Annotated in this window: 19 protein-coding genes; 7 read left to right on the forward strand and 12 right to left on the reverse strand. The window is 63.6% G+C overall.

Features of this window, described 5'->3' with window-relative positions; all coding sequences use genetic code 11:
* From gcl to BcanWU425_RS26555, 8 genes are all read right to left on the reverse strand, one after another.
* Positions 1 to 1,791 (reverse strand): glyoxylate carboligase, encoded by a 1,791-nt coding sequence (gene gcl / locus BcanWU425_RS26520; protein WP_204510728.1) that lies wholly within the window; start codon positions 1,789 to 1,791, stop codon positions 1 to 3.
* A gap of 153 nt (positions 1,792 to 1,944) precedes the next feature.
* Positions 1,945 to 3,747, reverse strand: a complete 1,803-nt coding sequence (locus BcanWU425_RS26525) for an adenine deaminase (RefSeq protein WP_204510727.1) — start codon at positions 3,745 to 3,747, stop codon at positions 1,945 to 1,947.
* A gap of 85 nt (positions 3,748 to 3,832) precedes the next feature.
* Positions 3,833 to 4,633, reverse strand: coding sequence for an NYN domain-containing protein (locus BcanWU425_RS26530; protein WP_204510726.1), 801 nt, complete (start codon positions 4,631 to 4,633; stop codon positions 3,833 to 3,835).
* A gap of 52 nt (positions 4,634 to 4,685) precedes the next feature.
* Positions 4,686 to 6,185 carry a tripartite tricarboxylate transporter permease gene (locus BcanWU425_RS26535; protein WP_204513914.1) on the reverse strand — a complete coding sequence of 500 codons (1,500 nt, stop codon included), beginning with the start codon at positions 6,183 to 6,185 and terminating at the stop codon, positions 4,686 to 4,688.
* A complete protein-coding gene (locus BcanWU425_RS26540) occupies positions 6,185 to 6,670 on the reverse strand; it encodes a tripartite tricarboxylate transporter TctB family protein (protein ID WP_204510725.1) in 486 nt (161 codons plus the stop codon). The genes BcanWU425_RS26535 and BcanWU425_RS26540 overlap by 1 nt, the downstream gene beginning before the upstream one ends.
* Positions 6,667 to 7,635 carry a Bug family tripartite tricarboxylate transporter substrate binding protein gene (locus tag BcanWU425_RS26545; protein WP_204510724.1) on the reverse strand — a complete coding sequence of 323 codons (969 nt, stop codon included), beginning with the start codon at positions 7,633 to 7,635 and terminating at the stop codon, positions 6,667 to 6,669. The genes BcanWU425_RS26540 and BcanWU425_RS26545 overlap by 4 nt, the downstream gene beginning before the upstream one ends.
* A 103-nt stretch (positions 7,636 to 7,738) precedes the next feature.
* Positions 7,739 to 8,581 (reverse strand): IclR family transcriptional regulator, encoded by an 843-nt coding sequence (locus BcanWU425_RS26550; RefSeq protein WP_204513913.1) that lies wholly within the window; start codon positions 8,579 to 8,581, stop codon positions 7,739 to 7,741.
* Positions 8,582 to 8,642: 61 nt separating this feature from the next.
* On the reverse strand, positions 8,643 to 10,772 hold the full coding sequence (locus BcanWU425_RS26555) for an acetate--CoA ligase family protein (protein WP_204510723.1): 2,130 nt from the start codon (positions 10,770 to 10,772) through the stop codon (positions 8,643 to 8,645).
* A 348-nt stretch (positions 10,773 to 11,120) separates the two neighbouring features.
* Here BcanWU425_RS26555 and BcanWU425_RS26560 point away from each other — a divergent pair, with 348 nt between their 5' ends.
* From BcanWU425_RS26560 to BcanWU425_RS26575, 4 genes are all read left to right on the forward strand, one after another.
* A complete protein-coding gene (locus BcanWU425_RS26560; RefSeq protein ID WP_162496371.1) occupies positions 11,121 to 11,813 on the forward strand; it encodes a GntR family transcriptional regulator in 693 nt (230 codons plus the stop codon).
* Positions 11,814 to 11,891: 78 nt separating this feature from the next.
* On the forward strand, positions 11,892 to 13,625 hold the full coding sequence (gene oxc / locus BcanWU425_RS26565; protein ID WP_007608367.1) for an oxalyl-CoA decarboxylase: 1,734 nt from the start codon (positions 11,892 to 11,894) through the stop codon (positions 13,623 to 13,625).
* Between the two features lie 64 nt (positions 13,626 to 13,689).
* Complete coding sequence (frc, locus tag BcanWU425_RS26570) at positions 13,690 to 14,967, forward strand: formyl-CoA transferase (protein ID WP_018458582.1); 1,278 nt, start codon at positions 13,690 to 13,692, stop codon at positions 14,965 to 14,967.
* A gap of 373 nt (positions 14,968 to 15,340) precedes the next feature.
* Positions 15,341 to 15,523 carry a hypothetical protein gene (locus tag BcanWU425_RS26575; RefSeq protein ID WP_007608360.1) on the forward strand — a complete coding sequence of 61 codons (183 nt, stop codon included), beginning with the start codon at positions 15,341 to 15,343 and terminating at the stop codon, positions 15,521 to 15,523.
* A 64-nt stretch (positions 15,524 to 15,587) separates the two neighbouring features.
* On the opposite strand, the gene BcanWU425_RS26580 is transcribed toward BcanWU425_RS26575, so the two are convergent.
* From BcanWU425_RS26580 to BcanWU425_RS26590, 3 genes are all read right to left on the reverse strand, one after another.
* Positions 15,588 to 15,812, reverse strand: coding sequence for a hypothetical protein (locus BcanWU425_RS26580; protein WP_026233616.1), 225 nt, complete (start codon positions 15,810 to 15,812; stop codon positions 15,588 to 15,590).
* 54 nt (positions 15,813 to 15,866) lie between these two features.
* Positions 15,867 to 16,109, reverse strand: coding sequence for a transcriptional regulator (locus tag BcanWU425_RS26585; protein WP_085395520.1), 243 nt, complete (start codon positions 16,107 to 16,109; stop codon positions 15,867 to 15,869).
* 98 nt (positions 16,110 to 16,207) lie between these two features.
* A complete protein-coding gene (locus BcanWU425_RS26590) occupies positions 16,208 to 16,417 on the reverse strand; it encodes a cold-shock protein (protein WP_007593324.1) in 210 nt (69 codons plus the stop codon).
* A 396-nt stretch (positions 16,418 to 16,813) separates the two neighbouring features.
* On the opposite strand from BcanWU425_RS26590, the gene BcanWU425_RS26595 reads away from it, so the two are divergent.
* Positions 16,814 to 17,257: an SRPBCC family protein gene (locus tag BcanWU425_RS26595; RefSeq protein WP_026233614.1), complete on the forward strand. Its 444-nt coding sequence runs from the start codon at positions 16,814 to 16,816 to the stop codon at positions 17,255 to 17,257.
* Positions 17,258 to 17,296: 39 nt separating this feature from the next.
* Here BcanWU425_RS26595 and BcanWU425_RS26600 read toward each other — a convergent pair whose 3' ends face one another.
* Positions 17,297 to 18,628, reverse strand: coding sequence for an Hsp70 family protein (locus BcanWU425_RS26600; protein ID WP_085395521.1), 1,332 nt, complete (start codon positions 18,626 to 18,628; stop codon positions 17,297 to 17,299).
* 277 nt (positions 18,629 to 18,905) lie between these two features.
* Here BcanWU425_RS26600 and BcanWU425_RS26605 point away from each other — a divergent pair, with 277 nt between their 5' ends.
* The gene (locus BcanWU425_RS26605; RefSeq protein ID WP_007593333.1) at positions 18,906 to 19,043 is read left to right on the forward strand and encodes a hypothetical protein; all 138 of its coding nucleotides are present in this window, start codon (positions 18,906 to 18,908) and stop codon (positions 19,041 to 19,043) included.
* 251 nt (positions 19,044 to 19,294) lie between these two features.
* Positions 19,295 to 20,581: an oxalate/formate MFS antiporter gene (gene oxlT, locus BcanWU425_RS26610; RefSeq protein WP_026233613.1), complete on the forward strand. Its 1,287-nt coding sequence runs from the start codon at positions 19,295 to 19,297 to the stop codon at positions 20,579 to 20,581.
* Positions 20,582 to 20,698: the final 117 nt, after the last annotated feature.

Raw genomic sequence — 20,698 nt, forward strand, 5'->3', positions numbered from 1 at the left:
CTATTCCGCCGGCTGCAGCACGCCGGTCCTCGCTGTCGCGACCTCGTCGAGCGGCAGATCCAGCACCTCCTCGAACTCGACGATGTTGTCGATCTCGGTGCCCATCGCGATGTTGGTGACGCGTTCGAGGATGAACTCGACCATCACAGGCACGCGATGCTTGGCCATCCATTCGCGCGCGGTCGCGAACGCCGCCTGCGAGTCCTTCGGGTCGGTGACGCGGATCGCCTTGCAGCCGAGCCCTTCGGCGACAGCGACGTGATCGACACCGTAGCCGCCGAGCTCAGGCGCGTTGATGTTCTCGAACGAGAGCTGGACGTGATAGTCCATGTCGAAGCCGCGCTGGGCTTGGCGGATCAGGCCGAGATAGGAATTGTTCACGACGACGTGGATGTAGGGCAGATTGAATTGCGCCCCAACTGCGAGCTCCTCGATCAGGAATTGGAAATCGTAGTCGCCTGAGAGCGCGACGATATCACGATCCGGACACGCCGCGCGCACGCCGAGCGCCGCGGGTAGCGTCCAGCCGAGCGGGCCCGCCTGCCCGGCATTGATCCAGTTGCGCGGCTTGTAGACGCCCAGGAACTGCGCGCCGGCGATCTGCGACAGGCCGATCACGGAGACGTAGCAGGTGTCACGGCCAAACGCCTTGGTCATCTCCTCGTAGACGCGCTGGGGCTTGATCGGGACGTTATCGAAATGGCTCTTGCGCAACATTGTCTTCTTCCGGTCGCGGCAGGCAGCGGGCCACGCCTGGCGCTCGCGCAACCTGCCGGACCGGCGCCACTCCCTGGCGACGGTGACGAAGAGTTCGAGAGCGGCCTTCGCGTCCGAGACGATGCCGAGATCGGGATTGAACACGCGCCCGATCTGCGTCGGCTCGATGTCGACATGCACGAAGGTGCGCCCCTTGGTGTAGGTCTCGACCGAGCCGGTGTGGCGGTTGGCCCAGCGATTGCCGATGCCGAGCACGAAATCGGATTCGAGCATGGTGGCATTGCCGTAACGGTGACTGGTCTGAAGACCGACCATGCCGGCCATCAGCACGTGGTCGTCGGGGATGGCCCCCCAGCCCATCAGCGTCGGCACGACCGGCACGTTGGCAATCTCGGCGAATTCCACCAGCAGATCCGAGGCGTCGGCATTGATCACGCCGCCGCCCGCGACGATCAGCGGCCGTTCGGCCGCATTGAGCATCTCCAGCGCCTTCTCGACCTGCTTGCGGGTCGCGGTCGGCTTGTAGACCGGCAATGGCTCATAGGTCTCGTCGTCGAACTCGATCTCGGCGAGCTGCACGTCGAGCGGCATGTCGATCAGCACCGGGCCGGGCCTTCCCGAGCGCATCACGTGAAACGCCTGGCTGAACACGCGGGGCACCAGCGCCGGCTCGCGCACCGTCACCGCCCATTTGGTCACGGGCTTTGCGATCGACTCGATGTCGACGGCTTGGAAATCCTCCTTGTAGAGCCGCGCGCGCGGCGCCTGCCCGGTGATGCAGAGGATCGGGATGGAATCAGCGATCGCGGAATAGAGCCCGGTGATCATGTCGGTCCCGGCCGGCCCCGAGGTGCCGATGCAGACGCCGATATTGCCGGCCTTGGCCCGCGTATAGCCCTCGGCCATGTGCGAGGCACCCTCGACATGGCGCGCCAGGATATGGCGGATCGAGCCGCGCTTCTTCAGCGCCGAGTAAAGCGGATTGATCGCGGCCCCGGGAACGCCGAAGGCAGTCGAGATGCCCTCCTTCTCCAGAATTCGCACGGCAGCATCGATGGCTCGCATCTTCGCCATATCGGACCTCGCTTGAGTTGCATTGGCTCGAGCGAGATCATCGGGCCCGCGAGGGCTTCACTCAACGAGATCGATTTTATTTTCCACGATGCGGCAGCCGCGGGAAAAACGTGGCGGTCTCAATCGGTTAGATCGAGATATCCGTGAAAGCGATCACTCGAACAGCGGCGCCAGCTGCATCTGCGGCACCAGCACGAGGCCCTTGTCGGTGATACGAATTTCCGGAATGACCGATAGCGGAATCAGATTGAAACCCATGTAGGGGATGGTGCAGCCGGCCTCCGCCCATTCCTTCTTCAGCGCCTTGACCTCTTCCGCCACCTCCGTGACGCGCTTGTCGGACAAGAGCCCAGCGATCGGCAGCGGCACTAGCGCCCTCACCTTGCCCTCGGCGACGAGGCAGACGGCGCCCTGTTGCTCCTTGATGGCGGCGACCGCGACCTGCATATCGGCCTCGTTGGTGCCGGCAACGATGATGTTGTGGCTGTCGTGCCCGACGCTGGAGGCGACCGCGCCGCGCTTCAGTCCAAAGTCCTTCAACAGGCCGTAGGCGACATTGCCGGCCGACTTGCCGTGGCGTTCGACCACCGTGACGAAGCATAGGCCGTAGCGGGCGAACAGTGAGGGCCAGTCCTTTGCGGGCTCGATCGCGATCTTCTCATGGATCAGCGTGATGCCGGGCAACGCGGTCTTGATCGCGTTGACAGTGCAGGCCTTCGCCGGCAGCTCCGGCGTCAGCTTGACCTTCTCGGGCAGCTTCACCGTCGCATAGGCCGCCTGCGGATATTGATAGCGCTGCGACAGCGCCTGCTCGAGCTTCGGCGTGATTTTTCGGTTTTCGACCACGAGTTCGCCGCCATACCAGGTGCATTGCGGCTTCAGATTGTCGTCCATCAGCACCAGATCGGCGCGGCGCCCGCCGCCGAGCCCGCCGATATCGCTGTCCATGTTGAAGCGCGTCGCGCCATGCAGCGAGCCCATCGACCAGGCCTGCTCCGGCGACATCCCTGCTTTCACGGCTTCGCGCACCACCCAGTCGAGACCGAACAGCAGGAGATCGTCGGCGTCGCGATCGTCGGTGCACACGGCCGTGCGCTTGTGCGAGGCGCCGAGCTCGGTGATGGTCCGGATCGCCTGCGGCAGCGAGTGCCAGGGCGTGGTCGGCGGTCCCCCGCGCAGGAACACCCAGACCCCGGCATCGAGCAGATCGTCGGCGATGTCGCGGTCGATCGCCTCATGGGTGTCGGTGATGCCGCTCGCCGCATAGGCCGCAACGAAGTCGCGGCCATAGATATGGCCGGACACCGGCCGGCCGCGCTTCAGGGCGGCAGCGAGGATGGCGTGGCTTCGCTCATCGCCCATGGTGACAGGCACGAAATCCATCTTCTCGCCGAGCCCGACGGCTTCCGGCCAACGGTCGAACAGGCCGGCGATCTTGTCGGGCGTCAGATCGCCGCCCGCAGTCTCCAGTGCGGCCGAAGTCGCAGGAACCGTCGAGGGCACCGTCAGGAAGATCGAGAGCGGAGCCTCGCGTGCGTCCTCCAGCATCGCCTCGACGCCGACGACGTCCATGACGTTGCCGATCTCGTGGCTGTCGCAGAAGATTGTGGTGGTGCCGTTGAGCAGGGCGGCCTCGGCATAGGCGCAGGCCGTCACCATCGAGGATTCGATGTGGATGTGCGGATCGACCAGCCCCGGCGCGATGATGCCGCCCGCCGCGTCGTAAACCGGCACGTCGCCGAAGACATTCTTCGCAGCGCCGGCCGGCTTCATCGCAGCAATGCGGCCGCCGGTGATCCAGATTTCGCGGTTCGCATGGATGCGCTCCGAATAGGTCGAGAGCACCCGCGCGCCGGTGACGACGAGATCCGGCGCGACACGCGCCGAGGCCACATCGGCGAGACGCCGGGTCATCGAATGCAGCGGTGCGACGGCGAAGCGGGCAAGTCTGGTCATCAGAACCCTCGCGTGGCGTTATGGCCCTGCGATGGTTACGCCCTGCGCCCGACCGGGCAAGCGCAAATATAACGGCAGGCTCTGCTTACGCTTTAGGCGGAGAAGCGCCTGCCGCCGCGGGCCTCCCAGGTCTGCGCGAGTTCCGTCGTCGCGGGGCCGGTGCGGCAGCGGGCTTGACCCGAATCCGCATCGACCTCCCGTTCTGCTCGTCAATCTCGAACGCATTCGTCTTGCGCACGAGGTCACTCAGCTTGCGGAAGCCAAACGTTCGCGGATCGAAATCGGACGCGAGATTGGCGAGCTGGCGGCCAACTTCCCCGAGCGTCACCCAGCCGTCCTCGCTCTCCATCTGGGTGATGACCTTCTTGATGATGGGGGTTGCGGCATCGAGCGGCTGAAGCGACGTCGATCTCGAGGCGGCGTCCTGGGTGTTCGCTGGGGCGGCAAGCAAGTTCTCCGTGTAGACGAACCTTCGACAGGCCTGCCGGAAGCTCTCCGGCGTCTTCTGTTCGCCGAACCCAAAGACGTCGATGCCCTGCTCCCGGATGCGGGCGGCCAGACGGGTGAAATCGCTGTCCGACGACACCAGGCAAAAGCCATCGAACCGGCCGCTGTGAAGCAGGTCCATTGCGTCGATGACCAGCGTGATGTCGGAGGCATTCTTCCCCGTCGTATAGGCGAACTGCTGCTGCGGGATGATGGCGTGTTTGGACAGGATGTCGGCCCAGCCCCTCGACCTGGCATTGGAGAAGTCGCCGTAGATGCGGCGAACGCTGGCCTCGCCGATCTTGGCAATCTCCTCGAACAGCCCATCGGCGATCTTTGCCGAAGCATTGTCTGCATCGATCAGGACAGCGAGACGGGGCGAACGGAGCTCTGACGGCATGACTTTTCCTACGAGATGAACGTAACATTAGAAGACGCTCGCGGCGGAATGGCTAGTCCTCGTTCGCCTTGAAGCGTCCCATCCCTTTCAGCACGAAGGGTGCCAGCAGCGCGATGAACGCCAGCGCAAGCAGCGTCGCCGAGATCGGGCTCTGGAGCAACGTCATGGGATCGCCGAGACTGATCGCGAGCGCGCGACGCAGCTGGCTCTCGGCGATCGGGCCGAGAATCAGGCCGACCACGACGGGCGCGATCGGAAAATCGAACCGCCGCATCAGAAAGCCGAGCACGCCGAAGCCGGCCAGCATCGACAGTTCGACCACCGACGGCTTTGCGGCGATGGTGCCCATGGTCGCGAACACGAGGATGCCGGCATAGAGCCACGGCTGCGGGATCGCCAGCAGCCGCACCCATAGGCCAACCAGCGGCAGATTGAGCACCAGCAGCATGCAATTGGCGATGAACAGGCTCGCGATCAGGCCCCACACGAGGTCGGGCCGCTCAGCGAACAGCAGCGGCCCCGGGTTGAGGCCGTATTGCTGGAAGCCCGCCAGCATCATCGCGGCCGTCGCCGAGGTCGGCAATCCCAACGTCAAGAGCGGCACCAGCGTGCCGGCAGCCGAAGCGTTGTTGGCGGCCTCCGGTCCTGCGACACCTTCGATCGCGCCCTTGCCGAATTCTTCGGGGTATTTGGTCAGTCGCTTCTCGCAGGAATAGGACAGGAAAGTCGGGATCTCCGCGCCGCCGGCAGGCAGCGCACCGATTGGGAAGCCGAACATGGTGCCGCGCAACCACGGCTTCCACGATCGCTTCCAGTCTTCCTTGGTCATCCACAGCGAGCCGCGCACCGGCTCGAGCTTCTCTTCGGTGTGGTGGCGGCGCGATGCGACGTAGAGCGCCTCGCCCACCGCGAACAGGCCGACCGCGAGCGTCGTCACCTCGACGCCGTCGAGCAGCTCGGGCACCCCGAACGCAAGCCGCGCCTGACCGTTCAGCTTGTCGATACCGACGAGACCTAATGTCAGACCAATAAACAGGCTGGTCAGGCCGCGGATCGGGGAATCGCCGAAGGTCGCCGACACCGTGACGAAGGCGACGCACATCAGCGCGAAATAATCCTCCGGGCCAAAGCGCACGGCGAAATCGACCAACCACGGCGCGAGAAAGGCAAGCCCGATGGTGGCGATGGTGCCGGCGACGAAGGAGCCGATCGCGGAGGTCGCGAGCGCCGGCCCGCCGCGGCCGGCCTTGGCCATCTTGTTGCCTTCGAGCGCCGTCGCCATCGAGGCGCTCTCGCCGGGCGTGTTGATCAAGATGGCCGTAGTCGATCCGCCATACATGCCGCCGTAATAGATGCCGGCAAACATGATCAGCGAACCGCCAGGATCGAGCTTGTACGTCACCGGCAGCAGCAGCGCGACCGTCAACGCCGGGCCGATGCCGGGCAGCACGCCCACGGCGGTGCCAAGGAATACGCCGATCAGGGCGTAGAGGAGATTCATCGGCTGGACGGCGACCGCCATGCCGTGGGCCAGCGCCGCGAAAGTTTCCATCACAGCAGTCGCTCCAGGGGGCCGGCCGGAAGACTCAACGTCAACAGGCGGTCGAACGCGAGGTAAATGAGGGTCGACATCACGAGGGCGATGGCGGAATCGACGAGGACAGCCCGGCGCCCAAATGCCGCCGAGGTCGTGACGAACAGCGCCGACGTCGCCAGGATGAACCCGCCGCCGAAGCCGATGATGGCAATCAGCAGCGCAAGGCCGGCGAGGATCAAGACCACAGGCACGGGATCTGCGCTCTCGCGCGCTGGCAGACCGCCGCGCAGCGCGTCAACGAGATTGCCGATCGCGAGCAGCGCGAGGCCGGAGGCGATCACGACCGGCATGGCTTCCGGCCCCATCCCGTACATCGCGGTCGATTGCAGGCCGTGCGCATCCCAGACCAGCACCGCGGCAAGACCTGCGAGCAGCGCGGCGATGACGACGCCGGCGCGATCGACGCGCCGCGGTGGCTGGACGGGATCGCCTGAGGTCATGACTTGACCAGGCCGACTGATCTCAGCACGTCCGTCACACGCACCGTTTCTTTCTTCAGGAAGTCGGCGAAGGCGTCGCCGCCGAGATAGGCATCGTCCCAGCCCTTCTGCTTGAGAATGTCTTTCCAGGCGTCCGACTTCACCATCTTCTCGACCGCGTCGCTCAGCGTCTTGCGCTGCTCCGGCGTGATTCCGGGAGGCGCGACCACCGAACGCCAGTTGGCGATCACGAGGTCGATGCCCTGCTCCTTGAAGGTCGGGATGTCGCTGCCTGGAATGCGTTTCTCCGAGGTCACGCCGATCGCGCGCAGCTTGCCCGACTTGATCTGCCCATCATATTCGCTGAGGCCGGAAATGCCGGCAGTGACCTTCGCGCCGAGAATGGCGGCGAGCGACTCGCCGCCGCCCGAGAACGGGATGTAGTTGATCTTCTTCGCGTCGGCGCCAACGGCGCCGGCGAACAATGCTGCCATCACATGATCGACGCCACCGGCCGAGCCCCCGGCGAAGGTCACTTTGGCGATGTCGGCCTTCACCGCTGCGGCCAGATCCTGCGCGGTCTTGATCGGAGAATTCGCCGGCACCACGATCACCTGGATTTCCTCGGTGAGGCGCGCGATCGGCGTCACCTGCTCGAGCGTGACGGGTGATTTGTTCATGGCGAGCGCGCCCACCATGACGAAGCCGTTGACCATCAGCTGGTTGCCGTCGCCCTTGGCGCCGTTGACGAACTGCGCGATGCCGACACTGCCGCCTGCGCCGGGAACGTTGGTGACCTGCACGCTGCGTGCGACGCCGGCAGCGACCAGCGCCTGCTGCATCGAGCGCGCGGTCTGGTCCCAACCACCGCCCGGCGCCGCAGGTGCCATCAGCTTGAGCTCGAGCTGCTGGGCAAAGGCCGGCGTGGCTGCCGCAAGGGTCAGCGCGACGGCTGCGCCGACGAGGCGCGCGGGAAGTTGAAACATGGGACGTCTCCGGGCTCATGCGGACGTTTGCCGCATCGTGTCGTTTGGTCGCATATCAGCCAAAACGGCCGACACTGTCCAGTGACATACCCCCGGTTTCCGATTAGCGGGGCGTCGGAATTGCCCCGCCGAGCGCTGCCGTCAGTTCGGCGGCAACATCACGGACGATTTGCCCGATTTCCGGTAACCGCTGATCGGTCAGCCGGCTGGTCATGCCGGACACCGAAATCGCAGCAAGCGGCTCGGCGCAGGCGTTGTAGACCACCGCTGCAACGCAGCGCAGACCCATGCAGGCCTCTTCATCATCCAGCGCGTAGCCTTGCTTGCGGATCTTTTCGAGCTCCTTGAACAGGTCGCTCGGCCGCACGATCGATTTCTCGGTCAGGCGTGGCATGCCGTGATGGCGGATGACGGCGCCGACGTCCTCGTCGGAATAGGTCGCGAGCACCGCCTTGCCGACGCCGGAGGTCACCATCGGAACGCGGCCGCCGACTTGGGTCAGCGAGCGCATGATCTCGCGGCTCTCCATCCGGGTCAGCACGATGATGAACTCGTCGTCGACCACGGCGAGATTGGCGGTCTCGCGGGTAAGATCACGCAGCTTGCGCAAGTAAGGAATGGCCTGGGCACTGAAATTGCGCCGCCGCGCAAAGCTCGCGCCCACCGTGAAGCTGCGCACGCCGACATGCCATTTGGATTCGGCGCGGTCGAACTGCACGAAGCGGCGGCTTTCCAGCGTCGCCAGCAGGCGATGCACGGTCGAGGCCGAGAGCCCGGTGCGGACGGCGAGATCGCTGAGGCGATAGCCTTCGTCGTCTTCGGACAATGTCTCGAGGATCGACAGCGCGCGATCGACGGACTGCACGCCGCCGTCGCGCGCGTCGCGATCGGCCGCCGATGGCGATCGGGGCTCGATCGATTTGCGCCGGATCACGTTCCTGCCCATCGCGACCTGACTGTTCTCACCTCTCCCCGCGCGCGGGGAGAGGTGAAGCGGCATCGTCGGCTCAGAGCAGCCCTGCTCCGCGCGCCCATTTGTACTTGGCACCGAGGACCTCGACCGGCAGTTCGGTCGAGTAGGCATAGGCCGGAATGCCGTTCTGGTAGAGATATTCGGCGGCTTCCTCAACCTCGACGTCGCCGGCGAGCGAGGCGACGATCGGCTTCACGAAGCCCTTGGCCTCCATCTCCTTCTTCACCTCGACCATGTTGCGGGCGAACACCATCGGCGGCGTGACGATGGTGTGCCAGTAGCCGAGGATCAGCGAGTGGATGCGCTCGTCCGTCAGGCCGAGTTTTACGGTGTTGACGTAGGTGATCGGCGGCTCACCGCCGGTGATGTCCACGGGATTTCCGGCCGCGCCAAACGGCGGGATGAACTTGCGGAAGGCCGCATCCAGATCCGGCGGCATCGACATCAGCGACAAGCCGTTGTCGACGCAGGAGTCCGACAACAGCACGCCCGAACCGCCTGCACCGGTAATGATCAGCACGTTCTCGCCCTTCGGCGTCGGCAGCACCGGCACGCCCCGCGCGAATTCGAGCAGCTGCCGCAAGCTACGGGCGCGGATCACGCCGGACTGGGCCAGGACATCCTCGTAGATCTTGTCGTTGCCGGCGAGCGCGCCGGTGTGCGACGAGGCCGCCTTGGCACCGGCGGAGGTGCGGCCGGCCTTGAGCACGATGACCGGTTTTTTCTTGGAGACGCGTTTTGCGGCTTCCGCAAAGGCGCGGCCGTCCTTGAGGTCTTCGCAGTGCTGCGCGATCAGGTTCGTGTTCGGATCCTGCTCGAAGAAGGCGAGCAGATCGTCCTCGTCGATGTCGGACTTGTTGCCGAGGCCGACGATCGCCGACACGCCCATCTTGGCCGAACGGGAGAAGCCGATGATGGCCATGCCGATGCCGCCCGATTGCGAAGACAGTGCCGCGTGGCCCTTGACATCATAGGCGGTGCAGAAGGTCGCGCAGAGATTGGCAGGCGTATAATAGAAGCCGTAGATGTTCGGTCCCATCAGGCGGATGTCGTACTTCTTGCCGACTTCGACGATCTCGGCCTGGAGCTCCGGCGCGCCGGCTTCCGCGAAGCCCGACGGAATCAGAACCGCGCCGGGAATTTTCTTCTCGCCGCATTCGGTGAGCGCCGCGGCCACGAACTTCGCGGGAATTGCGAACACCGCGGTGTCGATCACACCGGGCACGTCCTTGACGCTCTTGTAGGCCTTGTAGCCGAGGATCTCGGCGGCCTTGGGATGGATCGGGTAGATGTCGCCCTTGTAGCCGCCGTTGATGAGGTTCTTCATCACGGAATTGCCGATCTTGCCGTCTTCGGCCGAAGCGCCGACCACGGCAACCGCCTTCGGCTGCATGATGCGGCTCATCGCCGCGACGATCTCTTCGGTCGGGCGCGGCTTCGGCTTGGGCACGTAAGCGAAGTCGACGACGATGCGGACGTCGGCCGCGATCGCGTCCTTGGCCGTCGCGAACACCGGGTTGAGATCGAGCTCGACGATCTCGGGGAAATCGGTGACGAGCTGCGAGACCTTGACGATGACATCGGCGAGCGCCGTGCGGTTCACCGGCTCGCCGCCGCGAACGCCCTTCAAAATTTCATGCGCCTGGATGCCGTCGAGCATCGACAGCGCATCTTGCTTTGTCGCGGGCGCGAGGCGGAAGGTGATGTCCTTCAGGACTTCGACCAGCACGCCGCCGAGACCGAAGGCAACCAGCTTGCCGAACGAGGCGTCGGTGATCGACCCGACGATCACTTCGGTGCCGCCGGCCAGCATCTGCTGCACCTGGACACCCTCGATCTTGGCATCAGACTTGTACTTCCTGGCGTTGCCGAGAATGGTCTCGTAGGCCTTCTCGGCGTCTTCTGCCGATTTGAGGCCAACGATGACGCCGCCGGCTTCGGTCTTGTGAAGAATGTCCGGCGAGACGATCTTCATCACCACCGGGAAGCCCATCGAGGCGGCCATCTTGCCGGCCTCGCCGGCCGATTTCGCCACCCCCTCCTTCGGCACCGCAATGCCGTAGGCGTCGCAGACCAGCTTGCCTTCCGGCGCGGTCAGGCTGGTGCGCTTGTCCGCCTTGACCTGGTCAAGCACCTTGCGGACGGCATCTTTGGAATTGGACATGTGGCTCTCCCTTGACCTTGGTTCTTGCGTTCTCAAAGCGCGCGCGCGTTGCGGCTGCCCGTGATGCTTTCCATTCGCCGCGCTCTGTTCCATGTCGCGGAACGGAGTGGCATAAAGCCGAGATTACTCCGCCGGCTTGGATCAAAAATGGCTGGCGATGGCATTTGGTATGCCAGAAGCCAACTTGTCAAGCTGCAGCGCACCTTAGAACGCTGCAAAAAATAGGCAGCTTGACATTCTGGTATTTGGTATGCCAAAAACTTTCCCGTTAATAATCCTGTAAAAGACGACTCCCACTGGAGGAGATTCGTCGTGTCACTGCGGAAACCAACCAAGGCGTTGCCGAACATGGCCGAGGCAGATATCGCAATCGTTCGTATTGCCCCGGAGTCGAGCTTCAAGAACAAGGCGTATGACGCCTTGAAGGAAGCCATCCTCAAGATGGACATCTACTCGACGCCCGAACCCGTCATGCTCGACGAGCGCGCGTTGTCCGAGCGCCTCGGCGTGAGCCGCACGCCGATCCGCGAAGCCATCGCGATGCTAGAGCAAGACGGTTTCGTGAAGACGGTTCCTCGCCGCGGCATCATGGTGGTCCGAAGGACCAAGAGCGAGATCGTCGACATGATCCGCGCCTGGGCGGCGCTGGAGAGCATGGCGGCTCGCCTCATCACCGCCACAGCGCGCAAGAAAGACATCACGGCGCTGCGCGACTACTTCAAGGAATTTGGCAAGGATCGCCTGCCCGAGGATCACGTCGAGGAATATTCGCGCGCCAACATCGCCTTCCACCAGGCGCTGATCTCGCTGTCGGAATCACCGGTGCTGGTCGATCTCACCAACGACTTGCTGCTGCATGTGCGTGGCTATCGGCAATTGACCATCGGACGCAAGGACCGCACCGCGACGTCGCTTCCCGAGCATCTCGGCATGATCGAAGCCCTGGAGGCGCGCGATACCGAGCTCGCCGAGAAGCGCGCCCGCGATCACACCCTTGGCCTTGCCGCTTACGTCGAAGCGCATGGTCAGGAACTCTTCTAGCCGGCAACGTTCACCAAAGGGCGAGGCATCGCCCCCAAAAGCCTGAAACGGCATCTTGAGACCAGGGAGACAAGGCCCATGCTGAATACCGCGACCAAGTCCGAAGCACCGGGCACCGAGCAGGAATTGACGGATGGTTTTCATCTCGTCATTGACGCGCTCAAGCTGAACGGCATCAACACCATCTATAATGTGCCGGGCATCCCGATCACGGATTTGGGCCGCATGGCGCAGGCGGCCGGTATTCGCATGATTTCGTTCCGCCACGAGCAGAACGCCGGTTATGCGGCGGGCATCGCCGGCTACCTCACCAAGAAGCCCGGCATCTGCCTCACCGTCTCCGCGCCCGGCTTCCTCAACGGTCTCACCGCGCTCGCCCACGCCACCACCAACTGCTACCCGATGATCCTGATCTCGGGCTCCTCCGAGCGCGAGATCGTCGACCTCCAGCAGGGCGACTATGAAGAGATGGACCAGCTCGCGATCGCCAAGCCGCTGTGCAAGGCAGCCTACCGTGTGCTGCACGCCCAGGACATCGGCATTGGTCTTGCCCGTGCCATCCGTGCCGCCGTCTCCGGCCGTCCGGGCGGCGTCTATCTCGACCTGCCGGCAAAGCTGTTCGGCCAGGTGATGAACGCCGATGCCGGCCAGAAGTCGCTGGTCAAGGTAATCGACGCGGCTCCCGCGCAGATCCCCTCGCCCGCTTCGATCAAGCGCGCGCTTGATGTTCTGAAGAGCGCAAAGCGCCCTCTCATCATCCTCGGCAAGGGCGCGGCCTACGCGCAGGCCGACGAGGAGATCAAAACCTTCGTCGAGAAGAGCGGCATTCCCTTCCTGCCGATGAGCATGGCCAAGGGCCTCCTCTCCGACACCCATCCGCAGTGCGCAGGCGCCGCCCGCTCGACGGTGCTGAAGGAATCCGACGTCGTGCTGCTGATCGGCGCCCGGCTGAACTGGCTGCTCTCGCACGGTAAGGGCAAGAACTGGGGCGAAGCGCCCAAGAAGTTCATCCAGGTCGACATCGAACCCAGGGAAATGGACTCCAACGTCGAGATCGTCGCGCCGGTCGTCGGCGACATCGGCTCGGTCGTCTCCGCCTTCAATCAGGCGATGGCTTCGGGCTGGACCGCCCCGCCCGCCGAATGGACCAAGGCGATTTCGACCAAGCGCGAAGAGAACGTCGCCAAGATGGCGCCGAAGCTCATGAACAACAAATCGCCGATGGACTATCACGGCGCGCTCGGCGTGCTGAAGAACGTCATCAAGGATCATCCCGAGGCGATCCTCGTCAACGAGGGCGCCAACACGCTCGACCTCGCCCGCGGTGTCATCGACATGTATCGCCCACGCAAGCGTCTCGACGTCGGCACCTGGGGCGTGATGGGCATCGGCATGGGCCAGGCAATCGCGGCGGCTCTCGAGACTGGCCATCCCGTGCTCGCGGTCGAAGGCGACTCGGCGTTCGGCTTCTCCGGCATGGAAGTGGAGACCATCTGCCGCTACAATTTGCCGATCTGCGTCGTCATCTTCAACAATGACGGCATCTATCGCGGCACCGACGTCAACGGCGCCAACGCCGATCCGGCGACGACGGTGTTCGTCAAGGGCGCCCGCTACGACAAGATGATGGAGGCCTTCGGCGGCGTCGGCGTCAACGCGACTTCGCCGGACGAGCTCAAGCGCGCCGTCAACGAAGCCATGGCTTCGGGCAAGCCGACGCTCATCAACGCCGTGATCGATCCGGCCGCCGGTTCCGAGAGCGGCCGCATCGGCAATCTCAATCCGCAGAGCGTTCTGCAGAAGAAGAAGTAAGCATCCCCTTCAACCCACAAGGTCCCTGCGGGTGCAGGGGTAGATCAGAGTACGGAGCAACACGATGACAAAAGCGCTCGAGGGCGTTCGCATTCTCGACTTCACCCACGTCCAGTCCGGGCCGACCTGCACGCAGTTGCTCGCATGGTTCGGCGCCGACGTGATCAAGGTGGAGCGCCCGGGCGTGGGTGACATCACCCGCGGCCAGCTGCAGGACATCCCGAATGTGGACAGCCTGTATTTCACCATGCTCAACCACAACAAGCGCTCGATCACGCTCGACACCAAGAACCCCAAGGGCAAGGAAGTCCTCACCGAGCTCATCAAGAAGTGCGACGTGCTGGTCGAGAATTTCGGCCCCGGCGTGCTCGACCGCATGGGCTTCCCCTGGGAGAAGATCCAGGCGATCAACCCGAAGATGATCGTCGCCTCTATTAAGGGCTTTGGTCCCGGACCATACGAGGACTGCAAGGTTTATGAGAACGTCGCCCAGTGCACCGGCGGCGCCGCCTCCACCACGGGCTTCCGCGACGGCTTGCCCCTCGTGACCGGCGCGCAGATCGGCGACAGCGGCACCGGTCTGCATCTGGCGCTCGGCATCGTCACCGCACTCTATCAGCGCACCCATTCCGGCAAGGGCCAGCGCGTCACCGCCGCGATGCAGGACGGCGTGCTCAATCTCGCGCGCGTCAAGCTGCGCGACCAGCAGCGCCTCGCCCATGGTCCGCTCAAGGAATACAGCCAGTTCGGCGAAGGCATTCCGTTCGGCGATGCCGTGCCGCGTGCCGGCAACGATTCCGGCGGCGGCCAGCCCGGCCGCATCCTGAAGTGCAAGGGCTGGGAGACCGATCCCAACGCCTATATCTACTTCATCACCCAGGCCCCGGTCTGGGAGAAGATCTGCGACGTGATCGGTGAGCCCTCCTGGAAGACCGATCCGAACTACGCCAAGCCGGCCGTCCGCCTGCCGCGCCTGAATGAGATCTTCGGCCGCATCGAACAATGGACGATGACGAAGACGAAGTTCGAGGCGATGGAAATCCTCAACAAGGACGACATTCCCTGCGGCCCGATCCTGTCGATGAAGGAGATCGCCGAGGACCAGTCGCTGCGCGCGACCGGCACCGTGGTCGAGGTCGACCACCCCACCCGCGGCAAGTACATCTCCGTCGGCAACCCGATCAAGCTGTCGGACTCCCCGAGCGAGGTGGAGCGATCCCCGCTGCTCGGCGAGCACACCGACGAGATCCTGCGCACCGTGCTGGGCTTCTCGGACCATCAGGTCGCCGATATCCACAAGTCCGGCGCGCTCGATCCGCCGCAGAAGCAGGCCGCCGAATAAGCGGGCTTATCTCACGACGCGAAAGGCCGCCGGCTTCGGCGGCCTTTTTGTTGGCGCGCAAAGGCTGCATCGCACGATCGGCGCGCTTGCCGCGCCGCCAAGGCTGGATTAAAGATTGGTTCGCGAGGAACAGATGCGGTGGCCGGCCGTTGCTCCCTCGACCGGTGTGCTCCCGGAAATGCGAGCATGCCGGAAATGCCAGCATGCCATCTCCACGGCGAGTGCAGCACGCCTCGCAAAGACCCTGCCCCACGCTGAAGAACTGGTCGCCTTCGCTTCCGAGGATGGCAAGTCGGCCTTTCAGTTCGGGCACGGGTGGCGTCGCGTCCGGCACTCGCCAGGACCACGCTCGTTGATCAAATTGAGGGCTTAAATGTCGAAAGATCAATCCTCTGATCGCGCCAAGCGTGAAGCCAACAAGGCGTTCAAGCCTGCGACAACGCAGAAGCCGATCAATGACTATGCGAAGGACCAGAACTCCTTCAACGAGAATCGCGAACGGCTGAAAGCGGAGCGATTGGCCCGGGAGGCGAAGCCGGGAAGCGGCTCCGAATAGGCACGACGATCCCAGACTCCGACCGCGAATTCCGCTAAAGGCGGGGCGCCGAAATCCGCCTGGTCTACAGCATCGAGAGCACGACGATTCCGTCTTCGACTGCACCAGAAGCGAGCTGCGCCCGCGCCATGCGCTCGAACTCGGTCCGGTTCTTGCGAAGATAACTGAAAGCCTGCTTCTGCGTCAGGAACGTCGTCGCAAGACGGCACATCTGTCGTCCCGCGCCAAGCGCGAGAAAGAAGGTGATGGTGCCACCGCCATCCGACTTTATTCTAGGCACGACCCGCACTCTTTGGCATGTGATCGGCCCTCTCCAAATTGTCCTCGGCGCAATGGAAGCCAGTTATGGCGTCACCTTCTTCTTGCGCTTCGTCGGGACGGACGGCGGCAGCGACGCCTGAAGGGCGGCGTCTGCCGCTTCCTTGGCCTGGCGCAGCTCTCGAAGCCGCGCCATGTTCTTGCGAACATCGACGGCTTGCTTTCCAACGTCCACCATCGCCCGCGCGCCTTCCTCAGCGGCCAAACGCTGACGGTTAGAACGCGCGATGCTTTCGGGTGACGGTTCGGCCGGTCTCTTGGCGCTCATTATTCACCCTGCTCTGCAACGGACAAAAACCCGCTCAATCCTGGGATCGAGCGGGTGGCATGGCCGTTTCAGTACATCCGTGAAACGGCACCAAGGCTTTAGGCCAGCGAGAGATTCTCAGCGCTGACCTTGCCCCGCATCTTGTCGGTCTTGAGTTCGAAGTTGACCTTTTGGCCTTCAGCGAGACCTGCAAGACCAGCCCGCTCGACCGCGCTGATGTGAACGAACACATCGTTGCCGCCGTCGTTCGGCTGAATGAATCCAAAGCCCTTCTGGCCGTTAAACCACTTTACAGTACCTGTCGTCATTTTCTTCTCCAAAGCGCATACGCGCAGGTTCCGCGTGATCGTCACGCAGAACAAATTCTATTCGTCGATGTCTATGGAAAAGGAGCCCGCGGGCGCATTCAACAAGGCACAGCGGCTGAACGAACAGCCTCAACGTATACCTCATCCTCGCCATTTGCAAGGCTTGACGGAATTTAACGGCTCGGGAGCCCGGCGGTAGGTGCAGGACGCGCGCTATTCAGCGCTCATCTTTCGCCCCCGGCGAGCTGCTCTCGAAGGCTGCCGAGCGCCCCATGCGTGGATCCATCAAAAAAATCGAGACGCCGCGTCGGATCGGCAGCATCTCCTTCGTCATCTGGACATGAACGGGCAGTAGACGCCCACGTCGAGCCCGGCGATTCATGAGGAAGAATGATCATGCCCAGCACTGTCCGCCTGCACCGCGTTCTCACGACCAGCCCGGAGAAAGTCTATCGCGCCTTCCTGGAGGCGGATGCGTTGGCAAAATGGCTTCCGCCGAATGGCTTCACCTGCACCGTCCATCATTTCGAGCCGAAGGTCAGGGGCACGTTCAAGATGTCGTTCCGTAACTTCACGACGGGCAACAGCCACGCCTTCGGCGGCGAATATCTCGAGCTCGTCCCCGGCGAACGTCTCCGTTACACCGACAGGTTCGACGACCCCAATCTGCCGGGCGAGATCCAGGTCACCGTGATCCTGAAGAAAGTATCCGTCGGCACCGAGCTGGATATCACGCAGGCCGGCATCCCCGACGTCATCCCGCCGGAGGCTTGTTATCTCGGCTGGCAGGAATCGCTGCGCAATCTGGCGAAGCTCGTCGAGCCTGAGATCAAGCAATAGCGATCGGACGCGACTTAGGGGCGGCCGCGTGACCGTAGGCTACGCGCCCGCCCTCGACTGGAGCCCGCCGCTTGCGGTCCAGCGGTCCGGGTCCGGGCTGTGTCCGATCAAAGCAAGGCCGTACGCAATCGACTCGAACTGATCGCCCGACATCAGCCGTTCGTTGCCGAACCGCTCGGCGAACAGTTTTCGAACGGCCGGCACGAAAGACGTGCCGCCGGTCAAAAACACCTTCTCGACCTCGCGCGCGGTGATGCCGGCTTCGCCCAGCACCTTGTCGACGGTGGCCCCGAGCCTCGCGATGTCGTCGGCAATCCAGGCTTCGAAATTCTTCCGCGTGATAGTCGAGCCGATGTCGACCCCGCCTCCTTTGAAGCGGAACTCCACCTGATCCTGGGCCGACAGCGCGACCTTGGCGTCGGACACCGCGCGGTACAGCGAAAAGCCGAGGTCGAGATCGACGATGGTGATGAAATCCTCGAGCAGAGCCGGCTTCACTGCGGTGCGCGCAAGCTCCCGGAGTTCGCGCAAGTCGCCGTTGCTCTTCATCATCGCGAGCTGATGCCAGCGCGCGAGATTGGTGTAGTGGCCGGTGGGGATCGGCAGCACCTTGTCGAACGAGCGGAAGCTCGAGCCCTTGCCCAGCCGCGGCGAGACGACGTGATCGACGATGCGGTAATCGAAGGTGTCGCCCGCAATCCCGATGCCGGCATGGCCGAGCGGTTCGGCGCGCAAGGCGCCGCCGGCACGCGAGAACCGCATCACCGAGAAATCGCTGGTGCCGCCGCCGAAATCCGCAACCAGCACGGTCGCATCGCGTTCCAGCCGGCGGGCGAAGGAGAACGCCGCGCCCACGGGTTCGTAGACATAGCGGGCGTGGCCGGCGCCGAGGCGCTCGAACGCGGCCCGGTAGCGCTGCATCGCCAGCGCTTCGTCGGGATTGCCCCCGGCGAAGCGGACGGGGCGACCGACTGTAATGGTGGACGTCTCGAAGCCGAATTTATCGCCGCCATGCCGCGCCAGCGTCCGCAGGAACGCCGCCAAAATATCCTCAAACTTGTAGCGCTGCCGGAACACCTGGGTGGTGTTGAAGCTGGAGCTTGCGGCAAAGGTCTTGAACGACTGGAGGAAGCGGTAGACATGGCGTCCTTCCAGGAACTGCTCGATCGCCCACGGGCCGCCTTCAGCCTGGGCGCCGGCTCCCGGCCGGTCTTCCCAGAAACACAGCGCCGACACGAAGACGCTGTGGCGCTGTCCGCCATGGTCGAAGCGGATGGCCTCGACCCGGCGGTCGTCCGCCGCAAGGGCCACGACCGTATTGCTGGTCCCAAAATCGATGCCGATCGAGACGACGGGCGAGGCGCTCGACATGAACCACTCTGACAGATGATTGGAGGGGGCAGACCACTAACGGCTTCATGTGCCGCTGCCAAGGCTCCGTTTTTGGATATCGACGGTCAAATGGTTCAGTTTCGGCCGGCTTTGGCATATCCCGCTCAAATCGGCCCATTTAACGGATTATTATGCTGCAATGCGAAGAGCTAAATGCTGCTATGCAATGGCATGCATAGACATTGGCATCTGGTATACATAAATTCCCTTTCGAACTGAGACAGCACTACTGACCGTCTCGAGAAAGGGATTTCCGATGTCCAAGACCGCTTCCGTCGCTCTCGCGCCCTCCTCCTCGCTGTTCGCCCGCCTGATGGCAACGATCGACCGCCTCCTGATGGCGAGCGCCGAGATCTCGAATCACAACGGCGACCTGCCGCGCTTTGGCCTGTAGGCCGGACAGCCGCCCGCGCCTGCGCGCGCAGCGGGAGACGGTTTTAGATCAGTCCGCATACTACTTTTGATGAATGGCCCCGGATCACGGGGCCATTTCTACTTGTGCTGTCCTGAGTCACAGCCGCAACCGGGCAAGGTCCTGCGGCATTTGCGCACGGTGACCGGACCAGCGCTTGAAGCTTGGCATAATGCATACAAGAATGCCGTTCCAGCGCTCGCAGAAAAATGAGAGGCGCCACGGGAGGCTTTATGACGGACATGGTGCAAGCAACCGCCCCGACAGCCGCGCGCGTTAGCGACACGTATCGCTGGACGCAATTGGCGGTCGGTGTCGCGGCGATGGTGATGATCGCCAACTATCAATACGGCTGGACGTTCTTCGTCCCCGACATCCAGAAGAAGTTCGGCTGGGATCGTGCGTCGATCCAATGGGCCTTTACGCTGTTCGTGCTGTTCGAGACCTGGCTCGTGCCGATCGAAGGATGGTTCGTCGACAAATACGGTCCGCGCATCGTGGTGCTGGTCGGCGGCGTGCTCTGTGCCGCCGGCTGGGCGATCAACGCGGAGGCGACCACGCTCAACGGCTACTATCTCGGCATGATCATCGCAGGCATCGGCGCCGGCGGCGTCTACGGCACCTGCGTCGGTAACGCGCTGAAGTGGTTTCCGGACAAGCGCGGTCTTGCCGCGGGCATCACGGCCGCTGGTTTCGGTGCGGGCTCCGCGCTGACCGTCGCGCCGATCCAGGCCATGATCAAGGACAGCGGTTTCCAGACCACCTTCCTTTATTTCGGCCTCGGACAAGGCATTATCATCTGCATCCTCGCCTTCTTCCTGCTCGCGCCGAAAGCAGGTCAGGTGCCGAACGCGGTCGTGAACGCCAATCTGCAGCAGACCCGGCGCAACTACCAGCCGACCGAGGTGCTGCGTCAGCCGATCTTCTGGCTGATGTACTTCATGTTCGTGATCGTCGGCGCCGGCGGCCTGATGGTGACGGCGAACCTGAAGCCGATCGCGGCGGACTGGAAGATCGACAACGTGCCGGTCACGCTGATGGCGGTGACGATGACCGCGGTGACCTTCGCGGCCACGATCGACCGCGTGCTCAACGGCCTGACGCGTCCGTTCTTCGGCTGGATCTCCGACATGATCGGCCGCGAGAACACGATGTTCATCGCCTTCGGCATGGAAGGTATCGGCATCTGGATGCTCTACCTCTGGGGCCACGATCCGCTCTGGTTCGTGCTGCTCTCGGGCTTCGTGTTCTTCGCCTGGGGTGAGATCTACTCGCTGTTCCCCTCGACCTGCACCGACACGTTCGGCGCCAAGTTCGCGACCACCAATGCCGGCCTGCTCTACACCGCGAAGGGTACGGCCGCGCTGCTGGTCCCGATCGGCAACTACATGCAGCAGTCGTCGGGCAGTTGGGACAACGTGTTCATCATCGCAGCCGGCGCCAACATCCTGGCCTCGGCGCTGGCGATCGCGGTGCTCAAGCCCTGGCGCAAGGTCGTGGTCGCGCAATCGACCGTCTGACGCGCTCCAAAAGCGCTTCTCGCGCAAAACGCCCGGCCTCGCGGCCGGGCGTTTTCGTTGTGCGCGACGTTTTCGTGAACCCGCCGTCCCTAAAGGAACTCCGCAAATTTTCAGGCG

It is taken from the genome of Bradyrhizobium sp. WU425 (assembly GCF_021052305.1).
GTDB lineage: Bacteria > Pseudomonadota > Alphaproteobacteria > Rhizobiales > Xanthobacteraceae > Bradyrhizobium > Bradyrhizobium canariense_D.